The following is a 22,729-nucleotide window of genomic DNA, read 5'->3' as shown; positions in this document are numbered from 1 at the left end:
CCCACCACTGTGCTGGCAGCCGTACCGCTCCGCACATAAGATTCTGTCATGCAGAATCTTCCTGCCCGCCGGAAGCCCACCTACTCGATCGAAGCGGTGGACAACGCCCTGCAGCTGCTGCAACTCCTGCGGGACGTGGGCAGCCTGCGGCTCAAGGACGCCGCGGCGGAACTGGGCGTGGCCCCGTCCACTGCCCACCGGCTCCTGGCCATGCTGGTCTACCGCGGCTTCGCAGTGCAGGACGAAACGCGCCGGTACGTACCGGGCCCGGCGATGGGAGCAGGTCCCGCCGGGTTCAGCTGGACCCGGCAGCTGCGGGACATATCCCGGCCCCACATGGAAGTCCTGTGCGCCCGCACCAACGAGACTGTCAACCTGATGATCCGGGTGGGCACCAAGGTCCGCTTCCTGGACACGGTGGAAAGCTCGAATATCCTGCGCGTCGGGGACCGCCAAGGGACGTTGCTCCCGGCGCACAAGGCGTCGGGCGGGAAGGCCATCCTGGCCGAGCTGGAACCGGCCGCGCTGGAACAGCTGTTCCGCAGCCCCAACGCGGAGCTGGCCGGCGACTACATTCCCGACGCCGAGTACCCGGCATTCCTGCGCGAGCTTGAGTCGGTGCGGGCCAACGGATTCGCCGCCAACTTCGAGGGCACCGAGGAGGGCATCAGCGCCTTTGGGATGGCGCTGCACAACGGCACGGGCATGGTGGTGGGCGCGTTGAGCGTGGCCACTCCCGTGGCAAGGTTCCGGCGGCTGTTCGACGCCGGGCTGGTGGGCGTGATGATGGAAACCCGGCGCCAGCTGGAGATGGACATCGCGGCCAATCCGGTGGACGGGGCACAGCACCCCTGAGGCTTTCCACAGGATGCCTCGAAAAGAATTCTGGCAGACAGAATATGCTGGAGATCACAGCCAGCCTTCCTTAGGGTCGAATCCACGTCGCACTCAGTCCGCACGCAAGGAGAAGGCCAGTGTCCATCAGCGCTGAAAACCAAACGCACGAATCCGTGGCGCAGGAACACCATGTTCCCGAGCCCACCCTGGAGGAGGCTGCCCAGCTGGAGCAGCTCTACAAGGATTTCACCAAGGAAAACCTGATTCCGCTGTGGACGGAGATCGCGGACCTGATGCCCATGGTCCCGTCCCCCAAGGCGGTACCGCACGTGTGGCGGTGGGATGACCTGTACCCGCTCGCCGCCCGCGCCGGCGACCTGGTGCCCGTGGGCCGTGGTGGGGAACGCAGGGCCATCGCCCTGGCCAACCCTGGCCTGGCCGGGACCCCCTACGCCACCCCCACCCTGTGGGCGGCGATCCAGTACCTGGGCGGCCGGGAGACAGCCCCGGAGCACCGCCACTCCCAGAACGCCTTCCGCTTCGTCGTCGAAGGCGAAGGCGTGTGGACCGTGGTGAACGGCGATCCCGTACGCATGTCCCGCGGCGACTTCCTGCTCACCCCGGGCTGGAACTTCCACGGCCACCACAATGACACCGATGAGCCCATGGCCTGGATCGACGGCCTGGACATCCCGTTCGTCCACTACGCCGATGCCGGGTTCTTCGAATTCGGCACCGAGCGCGTCACCGACGAGGCCACCCCGGACATCTCCCGTTCCGAACGGCTCTGGGCCCACCCCGGCCTGCGCCCGCTCTCCGGACTGGAGAACACCACCAACTCCCCCATCGCCGCCTACCGGTGGAAGCACACCGACGCCGCGCTGCGCGAGCAACTGCTCCTGGAGGACGAGGGCCACCCCGCCACCGTGTCCCAGGGCCACGCCGCCATCCGGTACACCAACCCCACCACCGGCGGGGACGTCATGCCCACTATCCGCGCCGAATTCCACCGCCTCCGCGCCGGCGCCACCACCGAGACCGTCCGTGAAGTGGGCTCCAGCGTCTGGCAGGTCTTCGAAGGCACCGGCACCGTGACCCTGAACGGCGAAACCCGGGTCCTGGCCAAGGGCGACCTGTTCGTGGTCCCGTCCTGGGCCGCCTGGTCCCTGCAGGCCGACGCAGGTTCTCAAACGGAGTTTGATTTGTTCCGGTTCAGCGACGCACCCATCTTTGAGCGCCTGAACTTCAACCGCACCTACATCGAAGGACGCACCAAGTAATGAAACTCCTCACCCTCCGCCTCGACAACGGCGGCACCGCGGCAGTCCGCCAGGACGGCGACACCCTCACCGAGATTCCCGGCTTCTCAGACGTCGGGGCCCTGCTGAAGGACCCCAACTGGCAAGCCACGGCGAAGGCGGCCAACGGCGCAACCCACGCCCTGAACGGCGCCGACCTCGCCGCCGTCGTGCCCGCCCCCGGCAAGATCATCTGCGTGGGCCATAACTACCGCAACCACATCAAGGAAATGGGCCGGGAGGTTCCCGAGCACCCCACCCTGTTCGCCAAATACGCCGAATCCCTGATCGGCCCCAATGACGACCTGGCCCTGCCGCAGGAATCGGACACCGTGGATTGGGAAGCCGAACTCGCCGTCGTCATCGGCAAGGCCGGCCGCCGCATCCCCGAAGCCGAAGCCGCTGAGCACATCGCCGGGTACTCCGTGCTCAACGACGTCTCCATGCGCGACTACCAGTTCCGCACCATCCAGTGGCTGCAGGGCAAGACCTGGGAGAAGTCCACCCCGTTCGGGCCGGCCCTGGTCACCAAGGACGAGTTCACGGCCGGCCCGCTGATGACCTCCGCCGTGGATGGCGAAGTCCAGCAGAGCACCCCCACCTCGGACCTGGTGTTCACCCCGGAGTTCCTGGTCTCCTACATCTCCACCATCATCACCCTGAACCCGGGCGACGTGATCGCCACCGGCACCCCCGGCGGCGTGGGCCACGCCCAGGACCCCAAGCGCTACCTGCAGGAGGGCCAGGTCCTGGTCACCACCATCGAGGGCCTGGGCCAGCTGACCAACCGCGTGGTCAAGGAAGCCTGATGGTTGCCCGGCACGACCAGACCACCGATCCCGTCCTGCTCGACGGGCTCCTGCAGGCCCGCCGCGGCACCGCGTTCTTCGCCCGCAAGCTCAACGAGCTCAACGACGCGGAACTGGACGGGAACTCGCTCCTGCCGGGCTGGACCCGCCGCCACGTTGTAGCCCACGTGGGCTACAACGCGCGGGCCATCGCGCGGCTGGTCGAATGGGCAGCCACCGGCGTGGAGACCCCCATGTACCCCTCGGTGGAGGTCCGCAACCACGAAATCGACTTCGGCGCCACCCTCTCCCCCATCGCACTGCGGAACCTGTTCGACCACTCCGCCGTGCACCTCAACGTCGAATGGCGCGACCTGCCCGCCGACAACTGGCACCACAAGGTCAAAACCGTCCAGGGCCGCGTGGTTCCCGCCGAGGAAACCGTGTGGATGCGGACCCGGGAGGTGTGGGTGCACGCCGTGGACCTGGACAACGGGGCCACGTTCAAGGACATCCCGGCCCCGGTCCTGGAACGGCTGCTGGCGGACATCACCGGCGCCTGGCACGCCCGCGGCACGGACAAGGACCTGGTGGTCGAAGTCACTGGACAGCCAAACGCCCTGACCTTCGGGGACACGGCAGCCGCCTCCCCCACCGTGGTGTCCGGCTCCCTGGCCGCCATTGCACAGTGGGCCACCGGCCGCGGCAGGGACGGCACCACGGCGCAACGCGACGGCGAATCCACCACCCCCGCGCCTCCGGCACCGGCCTGGATCTAGCTGTAGATCGAGCGCCCGGGCAAGCCATGTGCCACACCGCACCAAAGGCGGGCCAGCATACGTTGGCCCGCCTTTGTCGTGCCGTCCGGGCTCCTCCCGCGCCGCTGGCCTTCGCCTCGGGCTGCAAACCAAAAATCCGCCCCTGCGTTTGGGACCGGGCCCATAATCAGGACGGCGGCCGCTGGATAGCATGAAGTGACCGGACAGAGCTGTCCGGCGGGATCGACGCAAAAGGAAAACCAATGGCCGCGGTTACGGTGGATGACATCCTCACGGATCTCCCCCTCGGCTTCGCCAGCCTCATCCTCCGCCCAGCCCCCTCCGCTCCGGCCATTGAACGGTTCCTGATTGTCGACGCCGACGACGAGTCCGTCCAGGCTGCCGGCGCGTTTGTCCTGCTCATCGGTGTCCGCGGCCGCTCCGCGCTGCCGGCGCTCCGGCGGCTCCTGAAAGACCCGCCACCGGTAGTAGCCGTCAAGGGCAACCGCGAAGACCTCGCCGAAGCGGAAGAACTCCTGCAGGCAGCGGGCTCGGGCCTCCTGCTGGTTGATCCGGCCGCCGACTGGGACCGCCTGCTGTCCATCGCCAAGGACCGGATCCAGCCGCGCAGCTACGAGAGCGAAGTCCTCACCCTGCTCGAGGAAGACCTGTTCGCCATCGCCCAGACCACGGCCAGGCTCACCTCCAGCCACGTGCTGATCGAGGACGCCGCCAACAAGGTCCTGGCATACTCCACCGTCACCAACGACATCGACGAGCTCCGCAAAGCGTCCATCCTGTCCCGCCGCGGCCCACGGAAGTACGAGCTGCTGCTCAAGGACCTGGGTGCATACCGCGAACTCCACCGCACCCGGCAACCGGTCCGCGTACCTGCCCGGCCCCAGGACGGGCTGCGTGAACGGGTGGCCATCGCGCTCTTCGCCGGGGAACGGATCATGGGCTACATCTGGCTCCAGGAGACCGGAGAGGGTTTCGGCCCTGACGTGGAGTACGTCCTCACCGGATCCGCAGCCAGGGTTTCCGCCGAACTGATCCGCTACCGCAACCAGCAGTCCGTCCACATGCGGGAAGACCGGGTTGCCCGGATCCTGTCAGGCCCCGCCGAGGCAGCGGCCAGCGCCCACAGTGGAAAGATCCCCTCGGAGCGTCCCGCGGCACTTCTCCTGATCGGCATGTCCGACGCCGATTCCCGGGCTGACGACGCCGCGCTCAAGCACGGCGAACTGGCCAACCTGGCCTCCATTCACGCCGCCGCCTACAAGGCGTCCGCCGTCGTGGGCCAGTTCAATGGTGACACCGCCGTCATCATGCCGGACCTGCAGTCCAGCACGGCGGAGGCAGGGCTGAGGTCCCTTGCGGAGGCGGTGGTCAAGGATGCCCGCAAACACCTGGGCATCACTCCCTTCGCCGCCGTCGGACCGCTGGCGCCTGATCTGCTGTCCATCCACCGGGTTACCGGCATCACGGAGGCCTTGCTGGCCTGCGTGCGGAACGCCACACCGGGCACGGTGGCCACCGTTGACGATTTCGAGGCGGAGATCCTCTACCGCGAGGCTGTCCGGAACTTCCACAGCTCACCCTTCCGGCACCGCAGCATGGCGGGGCTGCTCCAGGAGGATGCAGACCTCGCCGCGACCCTGCAGGCTTACTTCGACGCCTGCTTCGACGTCTCCGAGTGCGCCAAACGCATGAACCTGCACAAAAACACGGTCTACTACCGCGTTGCCAAGGCGGCCAGGGTCACCGGCCTGGACTTCGGCAACCCCCGCGACTCATTGGTGGCCCTGCTCCATCTCCAGGAGTGGGCCTCCTCCACCGACAATTCAGGCAGGAAATGAGCACCACACTCAGCGCACCGCCCCTGGGCCTCCTCCTCGAGGACATCGTCCGGCGGCACCGGCCCCGGCAGAACGCCGGCAGCGTTCCCACCAACATTCCTTTCCTGGCCACGGTCCCGTTTGACCGCTTCGGAATCGCTGTTGCCACCACCTCCGGCGAGGTCTTCAGCTCCGGGGACGCCGGCGTTCCCTTCTCCATCCAAAGCATTTCCAAGGTGTTCACCCTGGCCATGGCCCTGCAGGGCGGAAGGTCCACAGGTCTTTGGTCCCGGGTGCTGCGCGAACCCTCTGGAACGTCCTTCAACTCCCTGGTCCAGCTGGAGGCCGAAAAGGGCATTCCGCGCAATCCCTTCATCAATGCAGGCGCCCTGGTGGTCACCGACCACCTGCTGGAAGAGGCGCCCGACGCCGCCACGCAACTCCTGCGGTTCCTCACCGAACAGGCGGGTAACCCCGGAGGACCGGTCCCGTTCATTGAAGAGGCCACCGCTGCCGGCGAGCTGGAGAGCAGCAGCCGCAACCTGGCCCTGGCGCACTTCCTCAAGGATTTTGGCAACCTCACCCGGCCGGCCGCCGTCGTCGTGGAGAACTATGTGCGCCAGTGCTCCATCATGATGACCTGCGTTCAGCTGGCCAAGGCCGGCCTGTTCCTCGCCAACAACGGTCAGGGAACATCCGGCAGGGTACTGTCCCCCAGCGAGGCCAAACGGATCGGTTCCATCATGCTGACCTGCGGCATGTATGACGCCGCCGGCGAATTCGCCTACCGGGTGGGTTTGCCCGGCAAGAGCGGGGTAGGCGGCGGCATTCTGGTCATCGTCCCGGGCCAGTGCGCCATTTGCGTCTGGAGTCCCCGGCTGGATGCCAAGGGCAACTCCCTTGCCGGCACCGCAGCCCTTGCCGACCTCTCCGACCGCACCGGCTGGTCAGTCTTCTAAGTTTCCCCCTCCAGCAAGATCTTCCCCGGATCGAAAGGAATACCCCATGCCCAACAACCCCAATGAAGAGGTTGAGTTCGACCACGTTATCGATGGTGGTCACGCGCATGCGTCAGAGACCTCCCTGCACGCGGAGGACAAGGGTTACCACAAGAATCTCAAGCCGCGGCAGATCCAGATGATCGCGATCGGCGGTGCGATCGGTACCGGCCTGTTCCTGGGCGCGGGCGGCCGGTTGAACGCCGCGGGCCCGTCCCTGGTCATCGCGTACGCCGTCTGTGGTTTCTTCGCGTTCCTGATCCTCCGCGCCCTGGGTGAACTGGTCCTGCACCGGCCCTCGTCCGGTTCGTTCGTCTCCTACGCCCGCGAATTCTTCGGTGAAAAAGCCGCGTTCGTCTCCGGCTGGTTCTACTGGATCAACTGGGCCACCACCACCATCGTGGACATCACCGCCGCCGCCCTCTACATGCACTTCTTCGGCAACTACGTCCCCTGGATGGCCGACGTCCCGCAGTGGGCCTGGGCACTGACCGCCCTCATCGTGGTCCTGGCCCTGAACCTGGTCTCGGTGAAGGTCTTCGGCGAAATGGAATTCTGGTTCGCCCTCATCAAGGTCGCCGCGCTGGTCGCGTTCCTGATCATCGGCACCTACTTCGTCATCTTCGGCACCCCCGTGGACGGCCAGCAGGTAGGCATCAACCTCCTCTCGGACAACGGCGGGATCTTCCCCAACGGCCTGCTGCCCATGATCATCCTCATGCAGGGCGTCCTGTTCGCCTACGCCTCCATCGAACTGGTGGGCACCGCCGCCGGCGAAACCGAGAACCCCGAAAAGATCATGCCCAAGGCCATCAACTCCGTGGTCTTCCGCATCGCCGTGTTCTACGTCGGCTCGGTGATCCTGCTGGCCCTGCTTCTGCCGTTCACGTCCTACCAGAAGGGCGTCAGCCCCTTCGTGACGTTCTTCGGCTCCATCGGGGTGCAGGGCGTGGACGTCATCATGAACCTCGTGGTCCTCACCGCAGCCCTGTCCTCGCTGAACGCCGGGCTGTACTCCACCGGCCGGATCCTGCGCTCCATGTCCGTCAACGGCTCCGCCCCCAAGTTCGCCTCCCGGATGAACAAAGCAGGTGTCCCCTACGGCGGCATTGCCATCACCGCCGTGGTGTCCCTGCTGGGTGTTCCGCTGAACTACCTGGTTCCGGCCCAGGCGTTCGAGATCGTGTTGAACATCGCCTCCGTGGGCATCATCATGACCTGGGCCACCATCGTGCTGTGCCAGATCCAGCTCAAACGCTGGGCCGACAAAGGCTGGGTGGAGCGCCCCTCCTTCAGGATGTTCGGCGCCCCCTACACCGGCTACCTGTCGCTGGTCTTCCTGGTGGGCGTCCTGGTCATGGTCTTCATCGACTCCCCCCTGACCATGCTCGTCACCGCCATCGCCTCCATCCTCATGGTCGTTGGCTGGTACGCCTGCCGCCACCGCATCCGCGAAATCGCCGAAACCCGCGAAGGCTTCACCGGGACATCGCCCGTGATCGCCAACCGGGCGCCCATCTCCTGACCAGGCCCCTCCGCCACCCTTCGAGCTAAAGAAAGACCATGACACCAGAACCGCAGCCCACCCTGACCGACTCCCTTCCCCTGCCCGCCGCCGTCGTCGATCATCAGGAACCCGTGGTGCCGGCCCTTAAATCCGCCGGGCACGTCATTGTCGATTCGCTGGTGGCCCACGGCGTGGAACGCACCTACGTGGTTCCCGGCGAGAGCTTCCTCGACGTGCTGGACGGCCTGCACCAGTCCAGCATCGAAACCATCGTCTGCCGGCATGAGGGCGGGGCCGCGTACATGGCGGAGGCGGACGGCAAGATGCAGCAGCGTCCCGGCGTCGCGATGGTCACCCGGGGACCGGGGGCCGCGAATGCGCATGTGGGCCTGCACACCGCCTGGCAGGACTCCACCCCCATGCTGCTGTTCGTGGGCCTGATCCCGTTTGCCCACCGGGACCGGGAGGCGTTCCAGGAATTCGACATCAAGTCCTGGTTCGATACCGGCGCCAAGCGCGTCATGGTCCTGGACCATCCGGAACGCGCCTCCGAAATCGTGGCCGAAGCCATGTTCGCCGCGATGAGCGGACGGCCCGGGCCCGTGGTTGTCGGCCTGCCCGAGGACGTCATCCGCCAGCAGATAAGTCCCGCACTGCACCCCGCCATACCCGTAGCCGCGGGGGGGCCTGAGCGGCACGGACTCCGCAGCGCTCAAGGCTGCCCTGGCGGTGTCCAGCAAGCCACTCTTCGTCACCGGCGGCAACGACTGGACGCAGGAGGCGGCCGATCGCTTCACCGCCTGGCTGGAGCGGCACCACATCCCGGCCGCCGCCGAATGGCGGACGCAGGGGACGGTGTCCTTCGATTCGCCGTCCTACGTGGGGCCCATCGGATACGGCCGGCCGCGGCCCACGTATGACCTCCTGGAGGAGACCGACCTCCTGGTGTTCGTGGGCACGGTGCCGGGAGATGTGATCACTGACGGATTCGTGTGCCGGCAGGACTGGAGCAAGAAGAACTTCCTGGTGACGGCGGACCCGTCGCTACGGGGGCGGTCAGGGCCCGTGTCGCGGCAGATCCTGGCCAAACCGGACGCCTTCGTCCGCGACCTGGAGGAGATCGACCTGCCGGTCAAGGAGGAGTGGAAGGCCTGGACGGCACGGATGCGGGCCGAGCAGGAAGCCTTCGCTGCGCTTCCTCCGGCCGCTCCGGCTCCCGGCCAGGCGAGGATGGACACCCTGATGGCCAACCTCGTGCCGCGTCTTCCCCGGGATGCGATGGTGACGTTCGGGGCCGGCGAACACACCAACTGGGCCCACCGGTATTTCCCCACCCGTCGCTACGCCTCCATGATCAGCGCCCGCAACGGCTCCATGGGGTACTCGGTGCCGTCCGCGATCGCCGCATCACTGGCCGGGCCCGGACGGCGCGTGGTGACCATCGCCGGAGACGGCGAATTCCTCATGAACGGGCAGGAGCTCGCCACTGCGGCCCAGTACGGCGCCACGCCCCTGGTGGTGGTCATGGACAACCAGGAGTACGGCACCATCCGGACGCACCAGGAACGGCATTACCCGCAACGCGTGTCCGGAACGCAGTTGAAGAACCCGGATTTTGCCCTGATGGCCAGGGCTTTCGGCGGCTTCGGCATCACCGTTACCGAAGACCGGTACGTGCCGGCCGCCCTGGATGCGGCGCTGGCGGCCATCGACAGGGATGGCGTGTTTGCGCTGATCCATCTCGTGGTGGAGCAGCGGGTTAAGGCGTACTAATCGCAGCAGGCCCGAGCGGCCCCACAGGGACGCGGACGACGGCGGGACCTCCCGCCGTCGCCCGCTTGCTTTTAACTGCCGCCGGGCAGCGCCGGCGCCGCCTACAGTGCCGACCAGCCGCCGTCGGACGCGAGGACGGCGCCGTTGACGTTGGTGCCGTCGTCGCTGAGGAGGAACGTGATCGACGCAGCGAGCTGGGCGGCGGTGGCGGGCGCCGGGATGTTGGCCTGCATCAGCGGGCCCAGCCGTTCGGCCGCCATCTGCGATCCCCAGTCGGCCACGATGTTCGTGAGGGTGGCGCCCGGGGCCACGGCATTGAAGCGCAGGCCCTTGGGTCCGTACATGACAGCCGAATTCTTCGTGAGGCCAACCACGGCATGCTTGGACGCGGTGTAGGCTGCGCCGGCGGCGGAACCCCGCAGCCCGGCTTCCGAGGAGATATTGACCACCGAGCCAGCGCCTGCTTCCAGCATCAGCGGCAGCACGGCCCGAGTGAGCCGCATCAGGGCAGTGACGTTGATGCGGAAGACGCGCTCCCAGGTTTCGTCATCGACGTCATGGATCGGGGCGAACTTGTCCATGATGCCGGCAACGTTCGCCAATGCGTCCACGCGTCCGCCGGCAGCCGCCACCACGGCGGCCACTGTTTCTTCCGTCGAGGTGTCCCCCGCCACCGGAACCAGGTCAAGCCCCGGGTTTTGCTCCACCAGTTCGTCCAGGCGCTCCTTGCTGACATCGGCAGCGATCACCCGGCCGCCTTCCTTCGCAACCCGCAGCGCGGTTGCCTTCCCGATGCCGGAGCCTGCACCCGTGACAATAACGGTCTTGCCGGCGAAACGGCCCTGTGTAACCACTTCCTGCCATGATGCGTCGTTGCCCATGATGTCCTTCCAGAGTGGGAGCGTAATGGCCACACTTTATGACACGCAGTGTCATTATGGAAGGGCGGCAATGGTACGCGATATGGATGGAGGCACAGCAGTGGACGGGGAAACCACGCGCGCGGCGGGCAGGCCGGCGACGATCGATGCCGACTCAGTGGCACGCATGGCCATGGACCTGTTTGCCCGCAATGGATACGGCAACACCTCCATGGCGGACATCGCCCAGGCAGCGGGAATCGGGAGGAAGAGCCTCTACCGCTACTTCGCTACCAAGGCGGACCTGGTGTGGGGCGGCATGGAACCGGCCCTCCAGGCATCTTTGCGCGCCCTGGACACCGGCACGGGGGACACCGGCGCCGGCAGTCCAGCCCGGCCCCGCCCGCCTATCAGCGGCCTCGCCGATGCGGTGGCTGCCGGGGCGGCCGCTCTGCCTGATCCAGGGCTGGCGCGGGCGCGCCTCCGGCTCATTGCAGAGCTCCCGGAACTGCTCAGCCACAGCCATGAGGCGCTGGGGGCGCAGCGCCGGGAGGCCCTGGCCTACCTCTCGGCAGCCGGTGTGCCGCAAAGAACAGCGGGGTACGTGTGCGCCGCCTTCATCGCCGCCACCTTCCAGGCGTGGCTGGAATGGGCTGCCGGAACCGACGCCGACCCCGCGCCTTACCTGCGGGCGGCGGCAGAAGTCCTCCGGATCCCGGCCGCCTGACATTGGCGTGCATGGCCGGGAATGGAACCGCCCCTGCACGCAGCAGATTCACCGAGACCAGCTCATGAAAGGGAAGGCCGGCACAAATGTGCCGGCCTTCCCTTTCACACTCTTCATCAGGCTACAGCCGGTCCGTCCGGTCCTCGCCGCCCTTGTGGCCGCCACCGCGGAGGTTCTCCTGGACCTTCCCGAACAGGTCCTTGATGGTGGACTCCGCGTTGGAAATGACGTCCACCGGCACGTAGACATCATGGGTCACGGGCAAATCGTATTCATCCTTCAGGTGGGTGCCGTTTCCCACTCCCGTCAGCGACAGGTAGACCATGGCTTCCGTCCGTGCAATCCCTGCGAGCTTCCCGAAGACGACGGTGAACTCGTTCGGCTGGAAGCTGATTGTCTGCCCGATGTGGCTGCGGCCCAGTTCACCGGCGTGAATGACCTTCTCCGACTGGCTTCCGGTGTAGTCCATGAACTTCTCCTTCGATCGCCAACACGTACGCTGGCAGTCTAACGCCGCCCCTCAACGCCGTCACAGGCCCCGGCCCCCTTGCTTATGCCGGTAGAATCTGGAAGGCCGGAGCTTTTGTTCCGGACCAGCAAGGGGATCCGGCCTGCAATGTGCAGTGCCGGCTGACAGCAGGAGGAGCAGCCGTGCATGGTTCCCTTCCGCGGACGCCCTTCCACCTCCTCCGCGCGTCTGCCCTGGCGGCAGGCACCCTGGCCCTGGCCGCCGGCGCCCACGTAGCCGGTGGAGGCCAACTGCCGGCCCCCGTCATCCTCCTTGCCGTACTGGCACTGACCGCGCTTGTCAGCACCGTCGCCACCCGGCTCCGGCTCTCCTTCCCCGCCATCGCCGCGCTCCTGGGCGGCGGACAGCTGGCCCTGCACGAGCTCCTCACTGCCTTCTCCACCCCCTTTCCAGGGGTGGCAGCCAGGGCAGCGCCGGCCCACCTGCACAGCGACAGCCTGCTTGCGCTGCACGGTTTTGCTCCTTTGACCGAACACCTGAGCCCGGCCGACCCCGGCCTGGCGCCCCTGATGCTCGGGGCGCATGCGGCAGCGACGATGGGCTGCGCACTGCTGCTCGCCAAAGGCGAAACCGCCCTGTGGGCACTGGCCGGCTGGCTGCGGCCCTTCGCCGGCCTTCCCCGCCCCGTCGCACCGCTGCCTGCCGTCCGCCTGGACGGACTGTTCAAACACGCCCCCTTGCGGCGCGCCCCCTGGCGCAACCTCCGCCAAGACAGCCGGCGCGGCCCGCCTTCCGCCGTCGTGCTCCCCCTTTAAAGCCCGGCACCGGCTTTCCCGGCGCCGGGGACCAGACTTTTGCGCGCCTCGACAGGGGCGTGCGCCCGAAAGGCAACCCATGACAACCCCATTGCTTCGCCGTACCCTGACCGCCTCCGCAGCCGCCGCCGGCTCAGCCGTCCTGCTTCTCGCCGCAGCGGCCGGCGCTTCAGCCCACGTCGGGGTGACGCCGGACAAGACCGACGCCGGCTCCTACGCGCTGCTAACGTTCGGAATCCCCCACGGCTGCGATACGTCCCCCACCACCAAAGTGGCCATCACGCTGCCGCAGGAGCTGAACGATGCCCAGCCCACGGTCAATCCCAACTGGACCGCGGAGAAGGTAACCGAACAGTTCGCCGAGCCCCGCAAGCTCCCGGACGGTACGTCGATCACAAAGCGGACCAGCCAGATTGTCTATACAGCCAAGACGCCGCTGAGCCCCGAACTCCGCGACGCCCTGGTCCTGTCCGTCCATCTGCCGGACAGTGCGGGCGCAACCCTGCACTTCCCCACGCTGCAGACCTGCGAAAGCGGCCAGACGGACTGGTCACAGATCACCGCCGACGGCCAGGACCCGCACGACCTGAAGGCGCCCGCGCCCTCGATCACCCTCACCGCAGCGGCCGGCGGAGACGCCCACGGGGCAGCTGGCGCAGCCCACGGGACCAGCCAGGCCGCGGCTGTGACCGACAGCGGTGCCGAGGCCCGGAGCTGGACCGGACTCGCCGCCGGCGTGGGCGGGCTGGTCCTGGGCGGCGCCGCCCTGCTCCGAAGCAAGAGCGCACGCCGCGCAGAGGCCGGTGACGTGGCCGGCCCCGGGCCGGCCGGCAACGAGTAAGGACGCAATTTGATGCCCGGATCATCACGATCCGGGCATCAAATTGTGCCTACTGCATGTGGCATCGTTGACGCGGGCAACGGCTACCGCGAAGGTGGTGCCATGAGGTCTCAGAAAATTTCCCAGGGGTTTGCCATGACGACGGCGGCCGCAGCGGCAGCGCTGCTGCTCACCGCGTGTGGTCCAAGCCAGCCGCAGTCCCAGACGACGACGTCGCCCGCCACCGGGCAGGCCAGCCAGTCCCCCACGGCATCGGCGTCCACGCCGCCTCCGGCGTCTTCGTCGCCCGCCACCGCCACACCGGCCTCACCCGCCCCCGGCACTACTCCGGCAGGCGAACCCGGCCTATGCAAGGCCGCGGGGCTCACCGCCGCCACCGATGCCTCCGGTGGCGGCGCGGCAGGCAGTGTCTACATGAAGCTCAACCTCACCAACAAGGGCTCCGACCCCTGCATCCTCCGCGGCTATCCCGGTGTCTCCCTGGTGGCAGACGCCACCGGCGCCCCAATCGGCGCCCCGGCAACACGGGATGATTCGGCCGGCGTCGTGGACGTCCTCCTTGCCCCCGGCCAGACCGGCACCGCCGTCCTCCGCTACACGCAGGCCCGCAACTACCAGGACTGCGCGGCCGTGGACGCCGCGGGTTACCGGATCTACCCGCCGGAGGACACAGACTCACTGTTCATCCCGCAGCCCACCACAGCCTGCAGCAACCCGGAAATCACACTGCTCAGCATCGGAGCATTCCAGCCCGCCTGACCGCCAGGCCACTTATGAATGCCCCTGGAATGACAGAAAGGCGGCCCGGCTGATAGGCCGGGCCGCCTTTCTGCTGTTGGGCCGGCGTCGGACGCTTCCGCTCCGACGCGGCCCTTTCAGTGCCTACCGCGTTGCTGTGGTGGTGCGGCCGGCACGGGCGGTGCCGCGGGAAAGAGCCACGCCCAGCCCGATCATGGCCACGCCCAGGATGAAGTGCAGCCAGTTGTCCGCAGTGTTGACCGGGACAAAGTTGGCGGCGCTGTCCTGGCCGATGAGCAGGCCGTAGAGCCAGAGCACCAGGTAGATGGCTCCGCCCACCACCAGATAGTTCCGCGAGGCAGCGGCGGTGCGCGCCATGGCGATGCCCGCGATGCCGAACAGCAGGTGGACGATGTTGTGGAGGATCGAAACCTGGAAGATACCCAGGAGAAGGGCTCCGGATCCGTGTCCGGCGAACCCCAAGGATTCATAGTTGGAGGTGATGCCCGGGATGAACCCCAGGACCCCCACCAGGAGGAATACCACGCCCATGGCAAGGGTGGCTTTTTGGATATTGGTCCGGCCCACGGTGCGACCGCCGGAATTCATGGTTGTCATGACATCTCCTGCTTGTGTCGTTGTGCGTTCTGGCTGCCGGGCGATGCGTGACCAATACTGCCGACCATAGACTTAAACCCCGACATCGTAAGTATACTTAGCAAATACGCCGCGGGTAGCAGGAGCGCATAACGGACCCATCACAAAAACGGCTTGTGAGGGCATTGGACCGAAGGCAGGTTGGACTGGCATGACGTCGATTTGGCTGGACCGCAGGGATCCTTTTGTCTCTGATCCGTTCGAGCCGGACTCCAAATACGACACCGTGGTGGCGGGTGCGGGGCTTACCGGACTGGTCACCGCCCTGCTGCTGGCAAGGTCAGGGCAAAGCGTGCTGGTGCTGGAGGCCCGTTACCCGGGGGCCGTCACCACGGGCAACACCACCGCCAAGGTCAGCCTGCTGCAGGGAACGTTCCTGTCCCAGCTCGCCCGCCAGTATTCGCAGAAACAGGTGCAGGCCTACGTGGACGGTAACCGGGAGGGACAGGCCTGGCTGCTGCGCTACCTGGAGGAACAAAAAGTGCCCTTCCAGCGCCGCACCGCCTACACGTACGCTGCGTCCGCCCAAGGAACCGAGAAGCTGCGGGAAGAGATCAGCGCCGCGGGAACTGCAGGGCTGGACGTGGACTACGTGCGCGACGCCGGCTTGCCGTTTCCTGTCCACGGCGCGGTCCGGTTGCGAGACCAGGCCCAGATCAACCCGATGGACGTCCTTGATGCGCTGATGGCGGACATCCGCAGCCGGGGCGGACACGTCGTCAGCGGTGTGCGGCTCCGGGACGTGACCGGCGACACACCCTCTGCTGTCCGGACCGACCGGGGCAGCGTCCGGGCGGACAGGGTAGTGCTGGCCACCGGCATCCCGGTCCTGGACCGCGGCCTGTATTTCGCCAAGCTGAAGCCGAGCCGTTCCTACGCAGCAGCACTGGAACTGCAGGAGGACCAGGCGCCGCCGCCGGGCATGTACATTTCCGTCGAACAGCCCACCCATTCCCTGCGCGACTACGAAGTGGACGGGAAGAACCTGCTGCTCGTGGGCGGGCACGGCCACCAGGTGGGCAGGACGGACTCTGAGAAGGCCCACCTCACCGGCCTGCTGGACTGGGCAGGAAAGCATTACCCCGGCGCCGCCACCACCCACACATGGTCCGCGCAGGACTACATGCCCACCAACCTCATGCCGTTCTTCGGCAAGCTCCCCCGGGGCAAGGGCCAGATCTACTTCGGCACCGGCTACAACAAATGGGGCATGACCAACGCCGTCGCCGCTGCACTGGGCATATCGGCGGACATCCTCGGCGGGCAGGTGCCCTGGGCAGACACCATCCACCACCGCGTCACGTCACCGGCCGGGGCGTTCTCCGCCGTCGCCCTGAACGCCGGGGTGGCAGCCAGGCTGGCCTCGGACTGGGGGAAGGTGACTGCCGAGGGACGCAGGTTCGACGGCCTGAAGCGGGGCAAGGACCGGCCTGCCATGCCCGCTTCCGAGGAGACTGCCACCACAGCACCTGTCCCCGCGGGTGCTGCATCCGCCGCCGCCCCCGCTGAAGGCCAGGGCAAGGTCTACCGCCATGGCAACCGGCCCGTGGCCGTGTCCACTGTTGGCGGAAACACGTGCAGGCTGTCGGCGGTCTGCACCCATTTGGGCGGCATCCTGCACTGGAACGACAACGAACAGACGTGGGACTGTCCCCTGCACGGCTCGCGCTTCACGAACGAGGGCAAGCTGCTTGAGGGCCCTGCCACCACGGACCTGCCGGAGGCCCGGACTGTGTAAGCGGCACCGCATCATGTGTGGCATACCAATAAGCGGTGTGGGCTGGAGGCGGCGGGGTTCTGCTGGGGGCGGAGCCTGTAGCCGTCACGGAGTTGGGTGTCGGTGCCTTGGGGCATGATGGAGGCATGAACCAGGAACAGCGTCCTGCCGGCGGTGGCGCCTCTGTTACGGCTGCGCCGATGGGCCAGTTCAGCCGGCCTACCCGGGACTGGTTCCTGGGCGCGTTCTTGGAACCGACACCTGCACAGGCCGGGGCCTGGAACGCCATCTCCTCCGGCTCACATGCGCTGGTGGTGGCCCCCACCGGTTCGGGAAAGACCCTCGCGGCCTTCCTCTGGGCGCTGGACCGGCTCCTGGTCTCGGCGTCCCACACCCCTGAGCCTGCCGCTGCAGAGGCGCCGGCCAAGGGCAAACGCCAACGGGCACCCAAGCGCAAGACCCGCGTCCTCTACATTTCGCCCCTGAAGGCCTTGGGCGTGGACGTGGAACGGAACCTGCGCTCCCCGCTGATCGGCATCACCCAGACCGCCAAGCGGCTTGGACTTCCCGCGCCGCTGATCACGGTGGGAGTCCGGTCCGGGGATACTCCCGCAGCCGAGCGCCGCGGGCTGCTGAGCAACCCGCCGGATATCCTCATCACCACACCCGAGTCGCTGTTCCTCATGCTCACCTCCAAGGCCAGGGAGACCCTGGCCGAGGTGGACACCATCATCATCGATGAGGTCCACGCCGTGGCCGGCACCAAGCGCGGTGCACACCTTGCCGTATCCCTGGAGCGGCTGGACGCCCTGCTGCCCAAACCCGCACAGCGCATCGGGCTTTCCGCCACCGTGGAGCCCAAGGAACTCGTGGCCCAGTTCCTTGCGGGCTCGGCGACCGTGGAGATCGTCGCGCCGCCGGCCAGGAAGAACTGGGACCTGACGGTATCCGTGCCGGTGGAGGACATGTCGGACCTGCAGGGCGCAGCCGGGGCGTTCGACTCCGGCCCGGCATCCGGGCTGCAGCCGCAGGCGTCCATCTGGCCGCATGTGGAGGAAAAGATCGTTGACCTGGTGCTGGCCAACCAGTCCACCATCGTCTTCGCCAACTCCCGGCGCCTCGCCGAGCGCCTTACGGCCCGGCTCAACGAGATCTACGCCGAGCGCCAGCTGATGGCGGTGGGTGGCGGCTGGGACGATCCTGGTCTGGAAGGGCAGGCGGCCGGGCCGGGCACTGTGGGGGGACCGGCGTCGGGCGTTCCAGCGTCAACCGCCACGCCCGCACACATGATGGCCCAGGCCGGCAGCTCTGCCGGGGCGGACCCGGTGCTGGCCCGCGCCCACCACGGTTCCGTATCAAAGGACCAGCGCGCGTTGATCGAAGACGACCTCAAGTCCGGGCGGCTGCGGTGCGTGGTGGCCACGTCATCGCTGGAGCTCGGCATTGACATGGGTGCCGTGGACCTGGTGGTGCAGGTGGAGTCGCCGCCGTCGGTGGCCAGCGGCCTGCAGCGGGTGGGCCGCGCAGGGCACCAGGTGGGCGAAATTTCCCAGGGCGTCCTCTTCCCCAAGCACCGGGCTGACCTGGTCCACACCGCCATCACGGTCGAGCGAATGCTGGACGGCAAGATCGAGCGGCTCAGCATCCCTGCCAACCCGTTGGACATCCTGGCCCAGCAGACCGTGGCTGCCACGGCCCTGGGCAGCATCGACGTCGAGGAATGGTTCAGCACCGTCCGGCGCTCGGCACCTTTCGCTTCCCTGCCCCGGTCGGCGTTCGAGGCCACCCTGGACCTGCTGGCGGGGCGGTATCCGTCCGACGAATTCGCCGAGCTCCGGCCAAGGATCATCTGGGACCGAAATGCCGGCACCATTGAGGGCCGTCCGGGAGCACAGCGCCTGGCCGTCACGTCCGGCGGCACCATTCCTGACCGTGGCCTGTTCGGTGTCTACATCATCGGCACTGAACAGGAGGGGTCCGCTTCCCCCTCCGAGGACGGCAAACCGGCGCGGGCTCCCAAGGGCGGCCGCCGCGTGGGCGAGCTGGACGAGGAAATGGTCTACGAGTCCCGGGTGGGCGACGTCTTTGCCCTGGGCGCCACCAGCTGGAAAATCGAGGACATCACGCACGACCGGGTCCTGGTCTCCCCCGCGTTCGGGCAGCCCGGCAAGCTGCCGTTCTGGAAGGGCGATTCCCTGGGCCGGCCGGTGGACCTGGGCCGCGCGCTGGGCGCGTTTGTCCGCGAACTGTCCGCGTCCGATGCCGGCCCTGCCACCGAACGCTGCAAGGCCAGCGGCCTGGACGACTTCGCCGCGAACAACCTCATCCAGTACCTCACCGAACAAAAGCAGGCCACCGAAGTGGTCCCCAGCGACACCACGCTGGTGGTGGAGCGGTTCCACGACGAACTGGGCGACTGGCGTGTCATCCTGCACAGCCCGTTCGGCATGCCGGTACACGCGCCGTGGGCCCTGGCCGTGGGGCAGCGGCTCCACCAACGCTATGGCCTGGACGGCTCGGCCATGGCGGCCGACGACGGCATTGTGCTGCGGGTGCCCATGATGGAGGACGAGCCGCCGGGCGCCGAGCTGTTCCTCTTCGATCCCGAGGAACTGGAGCAGATCGTCACCGCCGAGGTGGGTGGCAGCGCCCTGTTCGCCTCGCGGTTCCGGGAATGCGCGGCCCGTGCGCTCCTGCTGCCGCGGCAGACCCCCGGGAAACGCCAGCCATTGTGGCAACAGCGCCAGCGGTCCGCCCAGCTGCTCGATGTGGCCCGGAAATACCCCACCTTTCCCATCGTGCTGGAGACTGTGCGCGAGTGCTTGCAGGATGTCTACGACCTGCCGGCGTTGAAGGACATCGCCGCGTCGGTGGAGCGGCGGGAACTGCGGATCGTGCAGACCACCACGCAACAGCCCTCACCCTTCGCCAAGTCCCTTCTCTTTGGCTATGTGGCCCAGTTCCTCTACGAGGGCGATTCCCCTCTCGCGGAACGGCGCGCCGCCGCCCTGGCCTTGGACTCCACGCTCCTCAATGAGCTGCTGGGCCGGGTGGAGCTGCGCGAACTCCTGGACGCCAAGGTCATCGACGCCACCGAGCGCGAGCTCCAGCGCCTGGCCCCGGACCGCCGTGCACGCGGAATGGAAGGCATGGCGGACCTGCTGCGGCTGTTGGGGCCCCTGGATCCGGAAGAGGCCGCTTGGCGGCTGGAACCTGCCGAAACCCCGGTGGATGAGCCCGGCGAAACCGCGGTCAATGAGTCCGGCGAACCGGTGGTTGAGCCCGTGGACACTGCACGCGCCGAAACCCCCTCCGCCACTGCGGCGGAAGCCGCCGCCCACCTCCTGGCGCTGCAGCGGGCCAACCGTGCCATCAAGGTCAACATCGGCGGCGTGGAACGCTACGCTGCGGTGGAGGACGCAGCCCGCCTCCGCGATGCCATCGGCGTGCCACTGCCGATGGGTGTTCCGCTGGCCTTCATTGAGCCGGTTGCCGATCCCCTGGGCGACCTCGTCTCCCGGTACGCCCGCACCCATGGCCCCTTCACCGCCGCGGAGGCCGCGGCCCGGCTGGGCCTGGGCGCGGCCGTGGTGGGCACCGCGCTGAAACGCCTGGCGGCGGACGGCCGCGTGGTGGAAGGCGAATTCAGGCCGCACGCGACCCCGCCCGGGGCCGCACAGCCCGAGCCCGCCCCAATGCACGACGGCACAGCCCTGAAATCCACGCAGGAATCCGCCCAGGAATCCGCCCAGGAGTCCGGCCTCGCGGCCGGAACACAGCCAACGGACGAACTGCCGGCCCCTGCTGCCGGTTCCCCCGCCGGCACCACGCACACCATCGCCAGCGAATGGTGCGATGCCGAAGTCCTGCGCAAGCTCCGCCGTCGTTCGCTGGCCGCCCTGCGCGCGGAAGTGGAGCCGGTGGACGCTGCCGCCTACGGACGCTTCCTGCCCGCATGGCAGCATGTCAGGACCCCGGGCGGCGGCCGCGGCCAGCCCTCGCTGCGGGGACTGGACGGCATCATTACCGCGATTGACCAGCTCTCCGGGGTTCCCGTTCCCGCCTCGGCATGGGAACCCCTGGTGCTGGCTACGCGGGTGTCCAACTATCAGCCCGCGATGCTGGATGAACTGATGGCGGCCGGTGAAGTGCTTTGGTCCGGGGCCGGGGCGCTGCCGGGGAATGACGGCTGGATCAGCCTTCATCTGGCGGACTCGGTGGAACTGACGCTCAACCCATCAGCCGAGTTTGAGCCGGGGGACGCCGGCCACCGGCTCCTGGACCACCTGCGGAACAACGGCGGCGGGTATTTCTTCCGCCAGCTGACCGAGGTGGCCGGGGGCATGGATGCCGTCCTCAGTGACCAGGAGGTGGTGGGTGCACTCTGGGACCTCGCCTGGGCCGGCAGGATCACCGGGGACACGTTCGCCCCTGTCCGGGCCCTGATTGCCGGTGGCCACACAGCCCACCGCCAAGTGGCCCGCGCCCCCCGTTCCAGGGCACCGCGGCTCAGCCGCCTGGGCCGTTCCCATGGCACTGGCCTCATGGGATCCCCCGGACTGTCGGGTGGCAGATACGGGTCGCAGGGGGCTTCCACCCCGCCCACTGCCGCGGGCCGCTGGTCTGCCCTGCCCGAGCCTGAACTCGATGCCACCATCCATGCCCGCGCCACCGCGGAACTGCTGCTGGACCGCTACGGCGTGGTCACCAGGGGCTCTGTAATGGCTGAGCAGATCCTGGGCGGTTTCGGGCTCATGTACAAGGTGCTGGCCCGGCTGGAGGAAGCCGGCCGCTGCCGCCGCGGCTACTTTATCGAGCACCTTGGTGCCGCCCAGTTCGCCGTGCCGGCTACGGTGGACCGGCTCCGCTCCTACTCGGAGGACACCCAGCTGGCCAAGGCCGAACCAGTAGCCCTGGCCCTCGCCGCCACCGATCCCGCCAACCCCTACGGCGCGGCCCTCCCTTGGCCGGCATTGCAGGATGACGCCGGTACCGGCCACCGGCCGGGCCGGAAAGCCGGAGCCCTGGTTGTGCTGGTGGACGGTGCACTCGTTCTCTACGTGGAGCGCGGCGGCAAGACCCTGCTGGCCTTCAGCGAAGACGACGCCGTCCTGGCGGCGGCAGGTGCGGCGCTGGTGGGTGTGGTGACCCGGGGAGCAGTGGACAAGCTGATCATGGAGAAGGTGAACGGCCAGGGCATCCTGGATACCCCGGTCGCCGTCGCCCTTAGCGCCGCCGGCGCCTACTCCACACCGAAGGGATTGAGGATCCGTGCCTGAGGGCGATTCCGTCTGGCGGGCCGCCCGCCAACTGCATGAAGCCCTGGCGGGACAGACACTGATTGCCTCGGATTTCCGCGTGCCCCGGTTCGCCACGCTGAACCTGTCCGGCTGGACCGTCGACGAGGTGATCCCCAGGGGCAAGCACCTGCTGATGCGGGTGGTCAGCCCGGACGCCAAAAGGCTGACCATCCACTCGCACCTGAAGATGGAAGGAGCCTGGCAGGTCTATCCGCCCGGCGGGAGGTGGCGCAAGCCGGGTTTCACCGCCCGGTGCGTTTTGCGCACGGCCGTGGCTGACGCCGTCGGCTTCTCCCTTGGAATCGTTGAGGTGGTGGCCACCGCCGACGAGGACTCCCTCGTTGGGTTCCTCGGCCCGGACCTGCTGGGCCCCGACTGGGACCTGGACGAGGCTGAACGCCGCGTCCGGTCACGCCCTGAGGTTCCCATCGGTGTGGCGCTCCTGGACCAGCGGAATCTCGCGGGGATCGGAAACATCTACCGCTGCGAAGCCTGCTTCCTGTCGGGAGTCCACCCCGCCACTCCGGTCTCAGACGTCGAGGACGTGCGGACCATGATCACCGACGCCAAGCAGCTCCTGGAGGTCAACCTGGGCCCGGGGCGCCGCGTCACCATCCTCAACCCCCGGGGCCTGCCTGTGGGCAGGATGGCCGGCAGGCCCGGCTACTGGGTGTACGGGGGCGAACGGCGGCCCTGCCTGAAATGCGGTACACCCATCCAGCGTGGCCTCCTGGGCAAGCCGAACGGCGAAGAGGAGCGGGACATCTACTTCTGCCCGAAATGCCAGCCCCCTCCCGCCTGACCTGCT

General features: G+C 67.7%; 17 protein-coding genes and 1 pseudogene. 15 read left to right on the top strand and 3 right to left on the bottom strand.

The genetic code is table 11. The features are described from left to right. Nucleotides 1–48: 48 nt before the first annotated feature. The 8 genes and pseudogenes from ACTHQS_RS14245 (at nt 49) to ACTHQS_RS14210 (ending at nt 9,797) form a co-directional block, all read left to right on the top strand. Nucleotides 49–855, top strand: coding sequence for an IclR family transcriptional regulator (locus ACTHQS_RS14245; protein WP_440170065.1), 807 nt, complete (start codon nt 49–51; stop codon nt 853–855). 119 nt (nt 856–974) lie between these two features. Then, nucleotides 975–2,117 carry a cupin domain-containing protein gene (locus ACTHQS_RS14240; RefSeq protein ID WP_440170062.1) on the top strand — a complete coding sequence of 381 codons (1,143 nt, stop codon included), beginning with the start codon at nt 975–977 and terminating at the stop codon, nt 2,115–2,117. Beyond that, complete coding sequence (locus ACTHQS_RS14235) at nt 2,117–2,944, top strand: fumarylacetoacetate hydrolase family protein (protein ID WP_440170059.1); 828 nt, start codon at nt 2,117–2,119, stop codon at nt 2,942–2,944. The genes ACTHQS_RS14240 and ACTHQS_RS14235 overlap by 1 nt, the downstream gene beginning before the upstream one ends. Continuing rightward, complete coding sequence (locus ACTHQS_RS14230; RefSeq protein WP_440170056.1) at nt 2,944–3,702, top strand: maleylpyruvate isomerase family mycothiol-dependent enzyme; 759 nt, start codon at nt 2,944–2,946, stop codon at nt 3,700–3,702. Before ACTHQS_RS14235 ends, ACTHQS_RS14230 begins: the two co-directional genes overlap by 1 nt. A gap of 242 nt (nt 3,703–3,944) precedes the next feature. Continuing rightward, nucleotides 3,945–5,540: a PucR family transcriptional regulator gene (locus tag ACTHQS_RS14225; protein WP_440170053.1), complete on the top strand. Its 1,596-nt coding sequence runs from the start codon at nt 3,945–3,947 to the stop codon at nt 5,538–5,540. Beyond that, nucleotides 5,537–6,478, top strand: a complete 942-nt coding sequence (locus ACTHQS_RS14220) for a glutaminase (RefSeq protein WP_440170050.1) — start codon at nt 5,537–5,539, stop codon at nt 6,476–6,478. The genes ACTHQS_RS14225 and ACTHQS_RS14220 overlap by 4 nt, the downstream gene beginning before the upstream one ends. A gap of 46 nt (nt 6,479–6,524) precedes the next feature. Further along, nucleotides 6,525–8,042, top strand: a complete 1,518-nt coding sequence (locus ACTHQS_RS14215; RefSeq protein WP_440170048.1) for an amino acid permease — start codon at nt 6,525–6,527, stop codon at nt 8,040–8,042. Between the two features lie 38 nt (nt 8,043–8,080). Further along, nucleotides 8,081–9,797 (top strand): annotated as a pseudogene (locus ACTHQS_RS14210) (thiamine pyrophosphate-dependent enzyme). A 101-nt stretch (nt 9,798–9,898) separates the two neighbouring features. On the opposite strand, the gene ACTHQS_RS14205 reads toward ACTHQS_RS14210, so the two are convergent. Beyond that, the gene (locus tag ACTHQS_RS14205) at nt 9,899–10,678 is read right to left on the bottom strand and encodes an SDR family NAD(P)-dependent oxidoreductase (RefSeq protein WP_440170045.1); all 780 of its coding nucleotides are present in this window, start codon (nt 10,676–10,678) and stop codon (nt 9,899–9,901) included. An 82-nt stretch (nt 10,679–10,760) separates the two neighbouring features. On the opposite strand from ACTHQS_RS14205, the gene ACTHQS_RS14200 reads away from it, so the two are divergent. Continuing rightward, a complete protein-coding gene (locus ACTHQS_RS14200) occupies nt 10,761–11,384 on the top strand; it encodes a TetR family transcriptional regulator (protein WP_440170042.1) in 624 nt (207 codons plus the stop codon). A gap of 121 nt (nt 11,385–11,505) precedes the next feature. Here ACTHQS_RS14200 and ACTHQS_RS14195 read toward each other — a convergent pair whose 3' ends face one another. Then, complete coding sequence (locus ACTHQS_RS14195) at nt 11,506–11,853, bottom strand: hypothetical protein (protein ID WP_440170040.1); 348 nt, start codon at nt 11,851–11,853, stop codon at nt 11,506–11,508. 182 nt (nt 11,854–12,035) lie between these two features. On the opposite strand from ACTHQS_RS14195, the gene ACTHQS_RS14190 reads away from it, so the two are divergent. The 3 genes from ACTHQS_RS14190 (at nt 12,036) to ACTHQS_RS14180 (ending at nt 14,268) form a co-directional block, all read left to right on the top strand. Next, nucleotides 12,036–12,668, top strand: a complete 633-nt coding sequence (locus ACTHQS_RS14190; protein WP_440170037.1) for a hypothetical protein — start codon at nt 12,036–12,038, stop codon at nt 12,666–12,668. Between the two features lie 79 nt (nt 12,669–12,747). Continuing rightward, nucleotides 12,748–13,509 carry a YcnI family copper-binding membrane protein gene (locus ACTHQS_RS14185; RefSeq protein ID WP_440170035.1) on the top strand — a complete coding sequence of 254 codons (762 nt, stop codon included), beginning with the start codon at nt 12,748–12,750 and terminating at the stop codon, nt 13,507–13,509. A gap of 102 nt (nt 13,510–13,611) precedes the next feature. Beyond that, complete coding sequence (locus ACTHQS_RS14180) at nt 13,612–14,268, top strand: DUF4232 domain-containing protein (protein WP_440170032.1); 657 nt, start codon at nt 13,612–13,614, stop codon at nt 14,266–14,268. Between the two features lie 123 nt (nt 14,269–14,391). Here the strand turns inward: ACTHQS_RS14180 and ACTHQS_RS14175 are convergent, their stop codons facing one another. Continuing rightward, on the bottom strand, nt 14,392–14,865 hold the full coding sequence (locus tag ACTHQS_RS14175) for a DUF4383 domain-containing protein (protein WP_440170030.1): 474 nt from the start codon (nt 14,863–14,865) through the stop codon (nt 14,392–14,394). A gap of 190 nt (nt 14,866–15,055) precedes the next feature. Here ACTHQS_RS14175 and ACTHQS_RS14170 point away from each other — a divergent pair, with 190 nt between their 5' ends. The 3 genes from ACTHQS_RS14170 to ACTHQS_RS14160 all read left to right on the top strand — a co-directional run bounded on the left by ACTHQS_RS14170 (nt 15,056) and on the right by ACTHQS_RS14160 (nt 22,723). Further along, entirely contained in the window at nt 15,056–16,642 is a 1,587-nt protein-coding gene (locus ACTHQS_RS14170; protein WP_440170028.1) for an FAD-dependent oxidoreductase, read from the top strand. Nucleotides 16,643–16,767: 125 nt separating this feature from the next. Beyond that, a complete protein-coding gene (locus ACTHQS_RS14165; protein WP_440170025.1) occupies nt 16,768–21,900 on the top strand; it encodes a DNA glycosylase AlkZ-like family protein in 5,133 nt (1,710 codons plus the stop codon). Next, a complete protein-coding gene (locus ACTHQS_RS14160) occupies nt 21,893–22,723 on the top strand; it encodes an Fpg/Nei family DNA glycosylase (protein WP_440170022.1) in 831 nt (276 codons plus the stop codon). The genes ACTHQS_RS14165 and ACTHQS_RS14160 overlap by 8 nt, the downstream gene beginning before the upstream one ends. Nucleotides 22,724–22,729 lie beyond the last annotated feature (6 nt).

Source organism: Arthrobacter sp. SAFR-044 (genome assembly GCF_051965175.1).
Classification (GTDB): domain Bacteria; phylum Actinomycetota; class Actinomycetes; order Actinomycetales; family Micrococcaceae; genus Arthrobacter.
This window is presented reverse-complemented; position numbering and strand designations above follow the sequence as displayed.

Excerpts from the sequence above, each read along its gene's own strand:
- ACTHQS_RS14235 (WP_440170059.1), top strand. The coding sequence starts at position 2,117 with ATGAAACTCCTCACCCTCCGCCTCGACAACGGCGGCACCGCGGCAGTC.
- ACTHQS_RS14185 (WP_440170035.1), top strand. The coding sequence starts at position 12,748 with ATGACAACCCCATTGCTTCGCCGTACCCTGACCGCCTCCGCAGCCGCC.
- ACTHQS_RS14220 (WP_440170050.1), top strand. The coding sequence starts at position 5,537 with ATGAGCACCACACTCAGCGCACCGCCCCTGGGCCTCCTCCTCGAGGAC.
- ACTHQS_RS14170 (WP_440170028.1), top strand. The coding sequence starts at position 15,056 with ATGACGTCGATTTGGCTGGACCGCAGGGATCCTTTTGTCTCTGATCCG.
- ACTHQS_RS14215 (WP_440170048.1), top strand. The coding sequence starts at position 6,525 with ATGCCCAACAACCCCAATGAAGAGGTTGAGTTCGACCACGTTATCGAT.
- ACTHQS_RS14225 (WP_440170053.1), top strand. The coding sequence starts at position 3,945 with ATGGCCGCGGTTACGGTGGATGACATCCTCACGGATCTCCCCCTCGGC.
- ACTHQS_RS14205 (WP_440170045.1), bottom strand. The coding sequence starts at position 10,678 with ATGGGCAACGACGCATCATGGCAGGAAGTGGTTACACAGGGCCGTTTC.
- ACTHQS_RS14180 (WP_440170032.1), top strand. The coding sequence starts at position 13,612 with ATGAGGTCTCAGAAAATTTCCCAGGGGTTTGCCATGACGACGGCGGCC.
- ACTHQS_RS14245 (WP_440170065.1), top strand. The coding sequence starts at position 49 with ATGCAGAATCTTCCTGCCCGCCGGAAGCCCACCTACTCGATCGAAGCG.
- ACTHQS_RS14195 (WP_440170040.1), bottom strand. The coding sequence starts at position 11,853 with ATGGACTACACCGGAAGCCAGTCGGAGAAGGTCATTCACGCCGGTGAA.
- ACTHQS_RS14175 (WP_440170030.1), bottom strand. The coding sequence starts at position 14,865 with ATGACAACCATGAATTCCGGCGGTCGCACCGTGGGCCGGACCAATATC.
- ACTHQS_RS14165 (WP_440170025.1), top strand. The coding sequence starts at position 16,768 with ATGAACCAGGAACAGCGTCCTGCCGGCGGTGGCGCCTCTGTTACGGCT.
- ACTHQS_RS14230 (WP_440170056.1), top strand. The coding sequence starts at position 2,944 with ATGGTTGCCCGGCACGACCAGACCACCGATCCCGTCCTGCTCGACGGG.
- ACTHQS_RS14200 (WP_440170042.1), top strand. The coding sequence starts at position 10,761 with ATGGATGGAGGCACAGCAGTGGACGGGGAAACCACGCGCGCGGCGGGC.